This is a genomic window from Hymenobacter rubripertinctus, assembly GCF_003583925.1.
GTDB lineage: Bacteria > Bacteroidota > Bacteroidia > Cytophagales > Hymenobacteraceae > Hymenobacter > Hymenobacter rubripertinctus.
Genome location: NZ_QYCN01000004.1, coordinates 74330 through 87537, shown reverse-complemented (window position 1 = coordinate 87537; position 13208 = coordinate 74330). Strand labels below are relative to the sequence as shown.

Sequence of the window (13208 nt, the reverse complement as noted above, 5' to 3'; positions counted from 1 at the left end):
GGCGGCCCTGGTGCGGCGGCCCACTTCCTGCTTGTGTTGAAAAAGAGTCTGAGCCTGTTGCTGGCGGCCACGCTGGCTTTGCCCGCCTTCGCCCAAAAAAATACCGCCCCCACCCCCGAGCGCCCCAAGCTGGTGGTGGGCATTGTGGTGGACCAGATGCGCTACGACTACCTCTACCGCTACTGGAGCAAGTACGGTAGCGGCGGGTTCCGGCGGCTGCTGCGCGAGGGGTTTAGCTACGAAAACGCCCACTACAACTACGTGCCCACCTACACCGGCCCGGGCCACGCCAGCATTTATACCGGCACCACGCCCTCGGGCCACGGCATTGTGGGCAACAACTGGCTGGTGCGCGAAACCGGCCGCGGCACCTACGTAACCGAGGACAACGCCGTGCAGCCGGTGGGCGGCTCGGCGGCGGCCGGCCAACAGTCGCCCCGCCACCTGCTCACCACCACCATCACCGATGAGCTGCGCCTGGCCACCAACTTCCAAAGCAAGGTCATCGGCGTCTGCATCAAGGACCGGGGCTCGATTCTGCCGGCCGGCCACGCCGCCAACGCCGCGTACTGGTACGACGGCACCAACGGGGCCTTCATCAGCAGCACCTTCTACCTGAAAGAGCTGCCCGCCTGGGCCAGCCGCTTCAACGCCGAAAACCGGGCCGCCCGCTACCTCGACCAGCCCTGGAATACGCTGTTGCCCATTAGTCAGTACACCGAAAGCTCGCCCGACGACGTGGCCTGGGAGTCGGCCTTCCGGGGCGAAACCCGGCCCGTGTTCCCCCACGATCTGCCCACGCTGAGTGCTGTGCTGCCCACGGCCGTGAAGGGGGCGCTGGAAGCCACGGGTGAGAAAACGGCCCCCGTCCGCAACCTCGACCTGATCCGGTCCACGCCCTTCGGCAACTCGCTGACGTTGGATTTCGCCCTCGAAGCCCTGCGGGCCGAGCAGCTGGGCCAGCGCGGCCAGACCGATTTTCTGGCCCTCAGCTTCAGCAGCACCGATTACGTGGGCCACCAGTTTGGGCCGAACTCCATTGAGGCCGAGGATACCTACCTGCGCCTCGACCGCGACCTGGCCCGCCTGTTCGAGCAGCTGGATAAAACGCTGGGCCGCAAAAACGTGCTCGTGTTTCTGAGTGCCGACCACGGCGCGGCCCACTCGCCCAACTTTTTGCTCGACCATCAGCTGCCCGCCGGCTCGGTGGGGCCTAACCTGATGCGCGACTCGTTGCAGCAGCAGCTCGTGCGCCGCCACGGCCCCGGCAACTGGGTGCTGAGCTACGAGAACCAGCAGGTCTACCTCAACCAGCCCCTCATTGCCCGGCAGAAGCTCGATTTGTATGAGATGCAGCGCGAAACGGCCGCCCTGATGCGGGGCTTCGCCGGCGTCACGCGGGCCTTAACGGCCGAGGACGTGCAGAAGTCGCACTGGGAAAGCGGGATGCTGATGTACCTGGAAAACGGCTACTTTCCCAAGCGCTCGGGCGACGTGCTGGTGGTGCTGGCCCCGGGCTGGCTCGAATCGTACTCCTTCCCCGTGAACAAGGGCACCACCCACGGCTCCAGTGGCCGCTACGACACCCACGTGCCGGTGCTGTTCTGGGGCTGGCACGTGAAGCACGGCGAGTCGTCGGCTCCGGTAAAGATTACCGATATTGCGCCCACTCTGGCCCGCTGGCTCCACATTCAGGAGCCCAACGGCTGCACCGGCGAACCCCTGACCCAGGTGCTGGGCTTCTGATGTAAGCTACTGGCGGCTAGCCATCAGCTGTTAGCTCTCGTTCAGCGAACAGCTGACAGCTCATCACCGGCCGCCGATAGCTCAGCGAAATACTCTTTTCATTCTTTAAAAAAACTTAGCTAACAGCCAACCGCTAACAGCCAACCGCTAACAGCTAACAGCTAACAACAAATGGCCAAATTTAACCCCTGGCACGACGTATCGCGCGGCGAAAACGCTCCTACTGCCGTGACCGGCATCATTGAAATCCCGAAAGGCTCGAAGGCCAAGTACGAGCTGGACAAGGACAGCGGCATGCTGAAACTGGACCGCGTGCTGTTCTCGGCCGTGCACTATCCGGCCGCCTACGGCTTCATCCCCAAAACGTACTGCGACGACAAGGACCCGCTCGATATTCTGGTGCTCTGCTCCGTGGAAATCGTGCCCATGTGCCTGGTGGAAGCCAAGGTAATCGGGGTGATGCAGATGGTGGACGGCGACGAGGAGGACGATAAAATCATTGCCGTGGCCGCCAACGACATTTCGGTGAACCACTACAACGAGCTGGAAGACCTGCCGCCCCACACGCTGCGCGAGATGCAGCGCTTTTTTGAGGACTACAAAGCCCTGGAGCACAAGTCGGTGACGGTGCAGCGCTTTATGGGCCGCGAAGATGCCTACCGCATCATCGAGGAAAGCATCCGTCTCTACGACGAAACCTTCCCCAACGGCAACGACCACGACCAGAAGCTGGAGCAGCAGGCCCTGAACGGCCAGGGCTAGCTAACCCAAGGTGCTGGTTTACCACCTGCTGTTACGCAGCCGAAGAACGATGTAGGGTGCGGGGCTTGCCCCCGCCCGCCGTTGAAGTTGTTTCGAGTCCACTGGCCTCGTTCAACGGCGGGCGGGGGCAAGCCCCGCACCCTACGATACGGCGGCAGTCAACTCAAACCCAATGGTGCGTAACAGCAGTTACTACCGACCGTCAGCCCCGCAGGGACGGCATATCGGGAGTCAACCAGCACCTGCTGCTTGTTAGAAGCCCCCGCGGGGCGACACTCGCTGACCGGGTGTCGCCCCGCGGGGGCTTTTTCGTTCTTTCGCGGGCTATTCCTGTCGATATGTCGCCCCTCCGGGGCTGACGGTCGGTAGTCCGCAACCCGAGTCAGCTATAACACTGCTTGTCCCGGCCGCTTCCGCAGTTCCGGGGGCCGTTGCGTGCCGGGGCGGGCGTACCTTGCGCCGGCCGGGGCTGCTAACCGGCCCTGCTCTTGCGCATGAAACCCGCCTCTCACGTTTGCGAACCGGTCCCGGGGGCCTCGTCGGGCTGGCCCCGCCGGGGGCTGGATGCCCTGCTCTACAGCAGCGTGTGGCTGTCGGGGGCGGCGCTGGGGCTGATGTGGGCCACGTTTTTGTTCTGGGGCGTGCACATTCCGCTGCGGCTGGGGGCGTTGATTTTCGCCGCCACGCTCTTTCTCTACAACCTCGACAGCGTGCTGCCCTACAAGCACCACCAGCTGCCCGGCACCACCCGCCGCAAGCAGTGGATTCGGGGGCACCGCTCCCAGCTGCTGGTGCTCGCGGCCGTGGCCGGCGCGGGGGCCGCCTACCTGTTCCTGACCGATGCCCGATTGGTGCGGCTGCTGCTGTTTCTGGGGCATCTGGGGGTGGTTTCGGTCCTCTATTCGATGCCCCTGCTGCGCCTGCGGGGCCGCTGGTGGGCCTTGCGCGATGCCCCCCTGCTCAAGGTGTTCCTCATCGCCTACGTCTGGGCCGCCGTCACCGTCTGGCTGCCGGCCCTCTACCTGGGCCGGGCGCTGGCCGCGCCGGTGGTGGTGGTGCTCTTCGCCCGGCGCTTCCTGTTTATCCTGGCCCTGGCCCTGGTCTTCGACATCCGCGACTATACCAAGGACCGGCTCACCGGCACGCGCACGTTTCCGGGCGTGCTGGGCATCCGGGCCACCAAGGGGCTGGGACTGGCCGCCCTGCTGGCCGCCGCCCTGCTGGTACCGGCCGGCGTCACGGCCGCCCACAACGTGGCCCTGCTGCTGCCGCTGCTACTGCTGGCCGCCGTCATCTGGGGTGCTGAGGAGTCGCGCCCCGACTATTATTTTGCCCTGCTGACGGATGGGGTGATGCTGGTGCAGTTTCTGGCCGTGTGGGGTGCTCAGTTTATCGGTGTATGAGTGGGGAAGTCAGAAAGTTAGAAAGTTGCGTCATGGCCTAATGCCCACTGCGCAACTGCGGTTAAATCGCCCTCAGTTATCCCTTTTCTGACTTGTAAACTGTGCTGTTACGCACCCTACATCGTTCTTCGGCTGTGCAACAGCGCTTATAAAATTTCTAACTCACTCAGTGCCGGGCCGATGAAGCGGATAATGTCGGAGGCCAGCAGGCCGGCGTGGCCGGTGTGGGGCAGGGCCAGGTCGGCGGCCCGGCCGTGGGCGTGCAGGCCCAGCAGGGCCGCATCGAGGGGCGAGAGGCGCTGATCGGCGTGCAGAGCCAGCAGCAGGCCGGTGAGCACGTCGCCGCTGCCGCCGGTGGCCATGCCGGGGTTGCCGGTGCTGTTGAAGAAGATGTGGCCAGCGGGGGTGGCCAGGGCCGTGTAGGCGCCTTTAAGCACGCAGTAGCAACCGGTGTGGTTTGCGAAGCTGCGGAGCTGTTCGAGGCGGTGGTAGTCGTCGCGGGCCGGCTCACCCACGAGGCGCTCGAACTCCTTGGGGTGGGGCGTGAGCAAAGAGCCCGGCGGCAGCAGACTCTGCAACTCCGGGTTGGCCCCCAGCAGGTTCAGGGCGTCGGCGTCGATAACGAGGGGAACCTCGGCCGTGGTCAGCAGCTGCCGCAGCACTTCGCGGGTGCCGTCCTGCTGCCCCAGCCCCGGCCCGATGCCCACGGCGGCGTAGGGGGCCAGGTCGGGTAGCTCCGTGAGGAAGTCAGCCGCCGGATCGGCCAGGCACATGGCTTCGGGAGCCGAAATCTGGAGGATGTCGTAGCCCACGGCCGGCACCCGGGTCGTCAACAGCCCCACGCCCCCGCGCAGACAGGCCTGGGTTGCCAACACGGCGGCGCCTATTTTGCCCTGGCTGCCGGCCAGCAGCAGCGCGTGCCCGAAGGTGCCCTTGTGGCTGAACTTCGGCCGCTCCGGGAACCGCCCCCGCATTTCATCGGCCGTTACGAAGAACAGATTGGTTTTGGCCTCCCGGATAGCTTGTGCGTCGAGGCCCAGGGGGAGCAGCCGCCAGTCGCCCACAAAACCGGCATTCTGGGGCAGCAAAAAGGCCAGCTTGGGCAACTCGAAGCTGAGCGTGTAGCGGGCTTGCACCACGGCGCAGCCGGCCGGCTGGGGGGCGTCAGCAAAAAGGCCCGAGGGCATATCCACGGCCACCACCGTCGCGCCCGAAGCGTTGAGGTGGCGCACCAGGGTCGCCGCGTCGCCTTCCAGCGGCCGGCTCAGGCCAGTGCCGAACAGCGCATCGACCACCATCGCCGTGGCCGCAATATCGGGTAGCTTATCGGGGTTGACTTCCTGGACGGCCAGCCCGGCGGGCAGCTGGTGCTGTTGGTGCGTGAAGTCGGCCGAGTGCCGGGCGGCCGGCAGCAGCCAAAGGCGCACCGGGTAGCCGGCGCGGTGCAGGTTGCGGGCCACCACCAGCCCATCGCCGCCGTTGTTGCCCGGCCCGCAGCATACATGGATTTCGGTGTCATAATCAAGCAGCAACTCCTTGAACAGCCAATCGGTAACGGCATTGGCGGCCCGCTCCATAAGGTCAATAGAACTAATGTTCTGGGCCTTGATGGTGGCCTGGTCGAGGGCGTGGGTCTGGGCGGCGGAGAGAAGTTTCATAGAAGCAGTACGGGGGAGGCAAAGTCTACGCGAAATCGGCTACGAAGAAACCTAGCTTATATTTCTGACCTGTGAAACGGCTTACAAATAAACTGCTACTGCCGCAAGTAGAGTAGATCTAGCAGCTGATTTGCGGAGAAAAGGGTACCTGATACATGATCCAGCCTAGCACATAGAGTGAAGCAGCGGCCTGACTGCCGACAATGGGCAACGGGCCGAGAGAAAGATGCTGTTCGTTTGTCGTCGCATTGGCAATTAATTGCTCATCCTTTTCGCTCCAACTCGCGCTGATTGATGCGGTTGTGCCAATAATAATACCGCTGGGAATCAGGGATAAGATTCCTTGACCATCGTTACTGCCGGAAGAACAAAATCCGGCATTCTGTCCTTGTAGGCACCACCCCGAAGTTTTAAAGAGTACTGGGTCCAGCCACGGTCGGGTGAGCGTTACCATCAGCTGATTCACAGTGGCTGAGCCTAGCTTGCTGCTGGCATCGAGCGAAGCCGTGTTGGCAGACTGATCAGGATGGGTGATTTTCCAGACCAATGGGCTGTCTGATTTTTCAGCATTTAATCCGCTCAAATCAACTGTCAGTGCGCTTAGCCCGTGAGTTGTGAGGCAATCAAACCAGTTGTCTGGTACCGCGTACACCGGCCGCCAGGAGCCAGGGGTACCATCCATGTTGGCAAACGTCTGGGACTGGACGCTCTGCTGGGCATTGCTGATTATTTCGGCTGCGAAAGCATTCCCTTCTTTAACCGATGCTCCCTGCACAACTTGTACGTAAGTCGCCTCCGTCGACGAGCCACTGGCAGCGTAGAACCCGGCAAACTGCGGAAGCGGGTCCGCGAGCTGGCGAAACCGCCACAGCGAGCGAAGGTCCCCGGTCGGATTGGCGGTTGAACGCGGATTCGCATAGTCGCTGGGCGTCAGGACGACGGGGAATTCATTGAGCAGAATAATGGGCTCCGCCGCCGGTGTCTGGGTCAACAGTGCATCCGGGGGAGGCGTTTCGCTTGCGGTGGTCTGCTTATGCTCAGTTGCCAGCGCTTTTGCGAGCAGGCTGTAAAAGGTATTATTCATTTGGGAGCCAGAATTCGGTTTAGCAAAACTGCGAATAGCAGTAACGATAGGAACGACCGTAAACGAAGTAGCCTGGCTCAGCATTGCCGAGCCAGGCTACTTGGTTTACCAGTGCTTGACGGTGAAAATACCCGAGTCGCTTCCACGACCAAGTACCCTTCACCAATGGCCGGTTACCGGCGGGTATCCGAAATAATATTTTCAGAAGCCTTTTTAGGGGCCGTCATTGACGGGCTGGCCGGCATGATTTCATTTACCCAAGCCACGATTTGCATGCCCGGAATGGTGATTGTGCCATTTGCGTAAGTAGCAGTCTGGCGGTCGTGAGACTCGCTGTGCGAATAGCTGGCACTAATACTAAACGGTCCCCAGCCAACACTCGCTGACCCACTCGTGGCGCTGGCGATGTGGCTTTCGTCCTTGGTGCTGAAATCAGACGTAATCTGAACGTTATTCATTACCACAAAAGCAGTTGGAATAACTGGTAACATGGCCTTGGCATTGGCCTCATCGAGCTGACCGTCGGAAATGGAATTCTCGGCTTGGCCCGTTAGCCACCAGCCCTGAATACTGAACAACAGCGAATTCAGCCAGGGCCGCATAATGCGAACTAGCGTCATCGTAGCGCTGATCTTAACCCAGGTGCCATCGAAATGGGACTGGGTGGAAGAGTCGGAATGGTTGTACGAGCCGCCAACACTCCATAAACCAGCCCCGAAGGACCCGCCACCACCATAGGTATTGGCATCAGAATCGGAGGAGCTGTTTTCTACCGCGCTATTGTAGGTAAACTGCGTCGCGCCGGAGGACCCATTGGGGTTGGCCCAGTCGCTTGGCAGCGGGTAGGTCATGAAAAACTTGTTTGATCCTGCCGAGAGCTGGTTGGCAGGACTGACCGCTTGCTGGGCCCCCGCAATAGCTGCGGAAATAATGTTATTTATTGTAGCTGCCAGGGCATTCTGCGCAATTTCCACGTTGGCTTTGCCGCCTTGAATCCATTTGTTCCAGGCCTGGGTAATAGCATTACCCAACACAGGCTCTTTCGCATTCCACTGACTCTGTCCTTCCGGGGTGGTCAGGTCGTAAGAATTCATGGTCAACCGATAGGTCGATACAGCGGCGATGTAGGCTGTCTGGTTGGTATCGTAAGCCTGCGCAATCGGGGTTGGCCCCGTAATTGGCCCTGGGGCATCGTTGCCGGGCGGCGGCGGCGGCAGCGTGATATTCTGGTTGAGATAAGCGAAATTCTCGTCGTAGGTTTTTTGCTGCGCCGGATCTACTTGAGCATCGGTATTCGCGCCGTTTACAATCTGACTGAAGATTTGCGAAACCTGACCCGTTGTTGGTTCATACGTGGGGGTGAGGGGAGGCGCAGTGTCGGCCAGCGCAAAAAAATTGTAGGCCGTATTATAGTTGCCCTTGGGGTTGTTGGGCGCAAGCTGATTAGCGAAGTCATCAGCTCGGATAGCTTCCAGCTTCGAGAATTGGATCAGTGTCCGCGTGGGGTCAAAAGCCGATGGCTGACTGCTGCCAGGCGAATACGTGATGGCACTAAAAAGCGTGTCATAAAGACCTTGTAGTATTTTGTTTTCCTGGTCCGGCATGGCGGCTTGGGATTTACTGTAGTGCTTACTCTAGTCAGTTTTCGGCATACCTGAACCAAGCGGGGGAGCTGAACAAGTGAATGGGGAAGTTCAACAGGACCAGCATGTTGGCTGGGATAAAAGTAACTGGTGCTTTACGAGGTATTGCCAGTACTTTTACCTGATTAATCCAAGTATTTGTACTTGATTTTCATGGGCTAGCAGTGCAGCAAATAAGTTTTTGCCCACGAATATGGTTGCTTCAACAGCTTTGCATAGAGTAATTTGTATTGTAGCTTTTTGAACCAAGCCAAGTCTTCCGCTGACACCGTTAGCAGGGGAGGCTACTGATGGCTTGGCTAGATGCGGCTTGTTTCCTGACTGCCGACGGACAGCCCTACGCCGGAGTCCAGCCAAAAACCCCTGGCCCAGCTGGCGCGTTTGTAGCAGAAGCCCACGGGCTGTTTCTGCTTACGTAACCCGACCAACCCATGCAAACCTGGAACGATATCATCCGGCTGGCCAACCACGGCGCCCCGGCCCCCGACAAGCGGGTGGAAAAAACCGACGCCGAGTGGAAGGCGCAGCTCACGGCCGAGCAGTACCACATCACGCGGGAGCACGGCACCGAGCGAGCCGGCACGGGCGAATACTGCGAGGCTCACGAGGCCGGCCTCTACGCCTGCGTGTGCTGCGGCACGCCGCTCTACGACTCAAGCACCAAGTTCGAGTCGGGTACCGGCTGGCCCAGCTTCACCCAGCCCGTCACGGAAAACGCCCTGCGCTACAAGAAGGACGTCAGCTTCGGCATGACGCGCATTGAGGTGCTCTGCAACGCCTGCGACGCCCACCAGGGCCACGCCTTCCCCGACGGCCCGCCGCCCTCCGGCGTGCGGCTCTGCATCAATTCGGCCAGCGTGAAGCTGGTGAGCGAGCCCCAGCAGGCCTAAGCCTGCGGCCCAGCCAAAATCGCAAAAAGCCCTTTCACCTTTTAGGCGGAAGGGCTTTTTGCGGCTTCACAGGCTCCTGAAAAGGGCACAGGGGCTACACTGATTAAATTCTGCCGATTTTTGCACCCTTGCCGCCACGCGCAGGTTACCCGCGTACGCCTGTGCCCGTGTTGGCGGAGGCGGAACGGTGCTTCGCCCTACTTCCCACCCATTTTTTCTCCCTCCCCATGTCCTTGCTTTTCACCGATTTCAACAGCTGGCAGGCGCACTGCTCCTCCACCAACGAACCGCTTTTCCAGCCCGTACTGGCCTACGAAATCGAGCAGAAGGGCCGTACCGAAGAGCAAATCTGGACGGGCCTGCAACGGGCCTACGACGTGATGCGCGACGCCGTGCACACCGGCCTGACCCAGGACATGACCTCGCGCTCGGGCATGGTGAACAACGGGGCCAAAAAGATTGCCGCCTCACCCATTACGGTGCTCTCGCCCGAGTTCAAAAACCTCATCACGCGGGCACTGGGGGCCAAAGAGGTGAACTCCTGCATGGGCCGGGTAGTGGCCGCGCCCACGGCCGGGGCCTCGGGCATCCTGCCCGGCGTGCTGGTCACTCTCCAGAATATTCATAAGCTCGAAGACCGCCAGATTCTGGAAGGCCTGCTGGTGGCGGCTGGCATTGCCCTCATCATCGAGCAGAACGCCTCGCTGGCCGGGGCCGTGGGCGGCTGCCAGGCCGAAACTGGCTCGGCCGCCGCCATGGGCGCGGGGGCCATTGTGTACTGCCTAGGCGGCTCGGTAAGCGAAACCTTCGCGGCCGTCGCCATCACCATCCAGTGCATGCTGGGCCTCATCTGCGACCCGGTGGCGGGCTTGGTGGAAGTGCCCTGCGTAGTGCGCAACGCCTCGGCCGCCGCCATTGCCTTCAGCTCGGCCCAGATTGCCATTGCTGGCGTTAACCCCGTCATCCCCGTCGATCAGTGCGTGGCGGCGCTGGGCGAAGTGGGCGAGAGTATGGAAACCCGCTACAAGGAAACGGCCCTCGGCGGCCTCGCCAACACCCCCCGCGGCCGCGAAATCGAGAAAATGGTGCTGGTGCAGGACGTCCAGATTTTGCCCGACGAAGACGGAGAATAAGTGAATGAGTGAGAGGAACGTCATTCAGAGCGGAGCGAAGAATCTCGCATGCCAAGGTATTCCTGTCGTCAGGTCTACTATCGCAACGACTTCACGCGAGATTCTTCGCTCCGCTCTGAATGACGTTCCTTTTCAGTCAGTCACTCACTCACTCACTCACTCACTCACTCACTCACTCACTCACTCACTCACTCACCACTCCCGGGGCCATGGTTACGCGGGCCAGGTGGGCCAGGGCGCGGGCGTAGCGGCTGCGCAGCTCGTGGTACTGCTGGCGGGCGTCGGCGAAGTTGCGCAGCTCAATGCCAGCTTCCTGGAGCTGTTGGTAGGTTTGAGCAAATGTGTCTTCGCTGTCGGAGTCGGGCGGCGGAGTGTTGGCGGGGTCTTCCTCGAAGCGGAAAAAGCGCGCCACCCGGTTCATGGCTACGCAGCCGGCCTTGAAGCAGAGCGTCAGGTGGGGGTCGCGGGGCTGCTCGACGGTGCTGCTGATGAGGGCGGCCGCTTCCAGAATCACGCTGGCGGCCGTGACCCAGGAGCGACCAGGCTGGGGCGAGCGAAAAAAGGAGAGGATGGGCAGCGAAGTATGGGTTTCTTCAATCTCCACGAACCACTGCTCCCAGTCCTGCCATTGTGCCCGATCGTCGCGCAGCGAGCCGGTGCGGTTCAGCCAGCGCAGCAGCTCCACGGCCGAGGCCCGCGCCCCGGCCCGCAGCTCCAAGCGCGTGACCGTGATTTCGCGCCGCGAAAAGGCCTGGTACATGGTAGGCAGGTAGGAAATGAGCAGCGTCATGAGCAGCAGACCCAGCGTGGCCTCGGAGTAGGATACCAGGTTGGCCCACATGTTGTGGCTGGGTTCCTCGGAGCCCAGCGTCAGCAGCGAACTGTTGCTGATGCGGAAGCAGCGTTCCAGCCGGCCTTCGCCCAGGGCCCAGAAGATGCTGGTGTAGCTCGTGCTCAGCAGCGTCAGCCACACGATGGGCAGGGCCACCAGCCCCACGGGCGCGTAAAGGGCCATCACCCGGTCGCGTCGCTCGTAGTTGCTGCCCAGCCGGGCCACGGCGTCGAATACGAGGCGCAGGCTGCGGAAAACGAGGGCGTTGAGCAGCACCGTTTCGTTGCGGGGCAGCACGAAGGAGCGGATGGTGGCCAGCATAGTACTTACGATCAGAAACACGCCGCCCCCGAAGGCCAGCACGCGCAAGACGAGGTCATGGGGCATAAAGACAACAGGCGCGGCATCAGGCCCCGCCCGCCTTGTACTACCGGAAACAGATTAGGGTTAGCTAAACGGGTGCCCCGTAGCGCAGCCGCTGCCGCCGGTCGGCCAGCACGGCCGCGTAGCGCACCTTTAGGTCGTCGGGCAAAAACGAGCGGTCTATCAGGGCCTGCGCCTTGGCTTCGTGGCTTACGATGTCGGTGAGCAGGCGGCGCACGCGGGAGAGGGGCAGCCCCAGGCGCTGGCCGAGGGCGAGGAAATCGGGGTAGGTGTAAAAGCCGAGGGCGCTGAAATCCGGCGGATCGTCGTCGGGGTCGGCAAAGAGCGATACGGCCGTGTCGGACTCGTAGGGAAAGTGAAGCTTGGTGCTGAGCAGGTCGTAGGCGGGCGTGAGGTGGTACGCGCCGTCGGCAGTGGTACGGTAGAGCGAGAAGTTCTTGAGGTGGGCGTCGCCGTTGCCAACCAGATAATTGAACAACAGCAGCCGAAAAAAAGCCGTCAACTCGGGCAAATAGGTGGCCGGCAGCAGCTGCCGAAGAAGCTGGCCCATTTCCTCACAGCTGAAATCGTACTTGTAATTGAGGCCGTGCTGCTGCTGGGTGCGGCCGGCAAGCTGGGCGAAATCCTCCTGGAGCAACCGGCTGCCATCGGCCTGCACGTCGAACCGCCGGGTAAGGTAGGCCGGCTGCCCGCCCGCAAATTGCACAACGGCGCAGGCTGCCACCGGCAGCCGAAATACCTGCCGGGCCAGCTGCATGGTCAGGTGCTCGTTGGCCGGCACGGCTTCGGCGTGCTGCTTGATATCCGGTATCGGTTTCAGAATGAACTGCCCGCCGGTGCGCGTCAGCTCTAAAGCCGACGTTTCGGCCGTAAGTCGCACCGAAAACTTCTCCTGCACCCCCGACATCGACATCTGCCGGGTCAGCTCCCGATAGCGCAGGGCTTCTTCGGGCTCGGCCTGCTGGGGCTCGGGGAAGCGTAAACCGGCGCTTACTGTCCTGCCATCGAACAGCGCCAGCGCGCATATCGGGCAGAAATTGGTTTGTTGTTTGGTTAGCCGCCGGTAGCAGCCGGCGCACAGCGGAGCCTTCTTCGGAGCTTTCATGAGGCGATAATTTCCCGAATGGTTACGGCCCCGATAGTTTCGGAATGCGCCGTTTTAACCAACCGCAGCATCTCGTCCTGCTCATCAATGTTCAGCATCCGGCACTGAATCCGTTTGGCCACGCCTTCGGCCAGCAGGCCGGAAAAAAAGCTGAACAGCACCGGCGACACAAAGGCCCCGTCGCGCTTGGGCAGCGTCAGGCTGATGGCGGGTAGCTCGCCCGCCAGGTACGCCGGGGTATAGCGAAACGAAAACTGGTCAACGGAACGCTGCAGCACGCCGGCAACCTGCCCGTTGTAAAGCACTTCGGCCGCCAGTGGTTTCATGATTTCGGGTTGATAGACAAGGTTAACCCAACGGCATCCAATACTTGATTGAGCTGTCGGAAACCCGGATTAGCCCTACCAGCTTCCAGCTTGGTAATAAAGCTGAGCGATACTCCCGCCAACTCGGCCAACTCGGCTTGCGAGAGGCCGAGCTTCTGCCGACGTTCAGCTGCCAAATGAGCCAGTGTGTCCGGGGTAATCAAAGTAGTAAAATTTTACTTTTTTATACGTATTGGAAGACT

General features: G+C 61.3%; 12 protein-coding genes. 5 read left to right on the top strand and 7 right to left on the bottom strand.

Annotated features, from left to right (window positions below; all coding sequences use genetic code 11):
* Positions 1-33 precede the first annotated feature (33 nt).
* The 3 genes from pafA (at position 34) to D0T11_RS03685 (ending at position 3911) form a co-directional block, all read left to right on the top strand.
* Entirely contained in the window at positions 34-1746 is a 1713-nt protein-coding gene (gene pafA / locus D0T11_RS03695) for an alkaline phosphatase PafA (RefSeq protein ID WP_380283658.1), read from the top strand.
* 171 nt (positions 1747-1917) lie between these two features.
* Entirely contained in the window at positions 1918-2508 is a 591-nt protein-coding gene (locus D0T11_RS03690; RefSeq protein ID WP_119654436.1) for an inorganic diphosphatase, read from the top strand.
* A gap of 494 nt (positions 2509-3002) precedes the next feature.
* Positions 3003-3911, top strand: a complete 909-nt coding sequence (locus tag D0T11_RS03685) for a UbiA prenyltransferase family protein (protein ID WP_119654435.1) — start codon at positions 3003-3005, stop codon at positions 3909-3911.
* Between the two features lie 146 nt (positions 3912-4057).
* Here D0T11_RS03685 and D0T11_RS03680 read toward each other — a convergent pair whose 3' ends face one another.
* From D0T11_RS03680 to D0T11_RS03670, 3 genes are all read right to left on the bottom strand, one after another.
* The gene (locus D0T11_RS03680; RefSeq protein WP_119654434.1) at positions 4058-5569 is read right to left on the bottom strand and encodes an NAD(P)H-hydrate dehydratase; all 1512 of its coding nucleotides are present in this window, start codon (positions 5567-5569) and stop codon (positions 4058-4060) included.
* 118 nt (positions 5570-5687) lie between these two features.
* Positions 5688-6653 (bottom strand): hypothetical protein, encoded by a 966-nt coding sequence (locus D0T11_RS03675; RefSeq protein ID WP_119654433.1) that lies wholly within the window; start codon positions 6651-6653, stop codon positions 5688-5690.
* 173 nt (positions 6654-6826) lie between these two features.
* Entirely contained in the window at positions 6827-8257 is a 1431-nt protein-coding gene (locus D0T11_RS03670) for a hypothetical protein (protein WP_119654432.1), read from the bottom strand.
* Between the two features lie 470 nt (positions 8258-8727).
* On the opposite strand from D0T11_RS03670, the gene msrB reads away from it, so the two are divergent.
* Positions 8728-9186 (top strand): peptide-methionine (R)-S-oxide reductase MsrB, encoded by a 459-nt coding sequence (gene msrB / locus D0T11_RS03665; protein ID WP_119654431.1) that lies wholly within the window; start codon positions 8728-8730, stop codon positions 9184-9186.
* 227 nt (positions 9187-9413) lie between these two features.
* Complete coding sequence (sdaAA, locus tag D0T11_RS03660; RefSeq protein WP_119654430.1) at positions 9414-10319, top strand: L-serine ammonia-lyase, iron-sulfur-dependent, subunit alpha; 906 nt, start codon at positions 9414-9416, stop codon at positions 10317-10319.
* A 184-nt stretch (positions 10320-10503) separates the two neighbouring features.
* On the opposite strand, the gene D0T11_RS03655 is transcribed toward sdaAA, so the two are convergent.
* The 4 genes from D0T11_RS03655 to D0T11_RS03640 form a co-directional block, all read right to left on the bottom strand.
* Positions 10504-11538: a hypothetical protein gene (locus D0T11_RS03655; RefSeq protein WP_147374505.1), complete on the bottom strand. Its 1035-nt coding sequence runs from the start codon at positions 11536-11538 to the stop codon at positions 10504-10506.
* 64 nt (positions 11539-11602) lie between these two features.
* Positions 11603-12640 carry a HipA domain-containing protein gene (locus tag D0T11_RS03650; protein ID WP_119654428.1) on the bottom strand — a complete coding sequence of 346 codons (1038 nt, stop codon included), beginning with the start codon at positions 12638-12640 and terminating at the stop codon, positions 11603-11605.
* Positions 12637-12966, bottom strand: a complete 330-nt coding sequence (locus D0T11_RS03645; RefSeq protein ID WP_119654427.1) for a HipA N-terminal domain-containing protein — start codon at positions 12964-12966, stop codon at positions 12637-12639. The genes D0T11_RS03650 and D0T11_RS03645 overlap by 4 nt, the downstream gene beginning before the upstream one ends.
* Positions 12963-13169, bottom strand: coding sequence for a helix-turn-helix domain-containing protein (locus D0T11_RS03640; protein WP_220473697.1), 207 nt, complete (start codon positions 13167-13169; stop codon positions 12963-12965). Before D0T11_RS03640 ends, D0T11_RS03645 begins: the two co-directional genes overlap by 4 nt.
* Between the last annotated feature and the right edge of the window lie 39 nt (positions 13170-13208).

Coding starts and splice junctions, on each gene's coding strand:
- msrB (WP_119654431.1), top strand. CDS start 8,728: ATGCAAACCTGGAACGATATCATCCGGCTGGCCAACCACGGCGCCCCG.
- D0T11_RS03685 (WP_119654435.1), top strand. CDS start 3,003: ATGAAACCCGCCTCTCACGTTTGCGAACCGGTCCCGGGGGCCTCGTCG.
- D0T11_RS03690 (WP_119654436.1), top strand. CDS start 1,918: ATGGCCAAATTTAACCCCTGGCACGACGTATCGCGCGGCGAAAACGCT.
- D0T11_RS03650 (WP_119654428.1), bottom strand. CDS start 12,640: ATGAAAGCTCCGAAGAAGGCTCCGCTGTGCGCCGGCTGCTACCGGCGG.
- D0T11_RS03670 (WP_119654432.1), bottom strand. CDS start 8,257: ATGCCGGACCAGGAAAACAAAATACTACAAGGTCTTTATGACACGCTT.
- D0T11_RS03645 (WP_119654427.1), bottom strand. CDS start 12,966: ATGAAACCACTGGCGGCCGAAGTGCTTTACAACGGGCAGGTTGCCGGC.
- D0T11_RS03680 (WP_119654434.1), bottom strand. CDS start 5,569: ATGAAACTTCTCTCCGCCGCCCAGACCCACGCCCTCGACCAGGCCACC.
- D0T11_RS03675 (WP_119654433.1), bottom strand. CDS start 6,653: ATGAATAATACCTTTTACAGCCTGCTCGCAAAAGCGCTGGCAACTGAG.
- D0T11_RS03655 (WP_147374505.1), bottom strand. CDS start 11,538: ATGCCCCATGACCTCGTCTTGCGCGTGCTGGCCTTCGGGGGCGGCGTG.
- sdaAA (WP_119654430.1), top strand. CDS start 9,414: ATGTCCTTGCTTTTCACCGATTTCAACAGCTGGCAGGCGCACTGCTCC.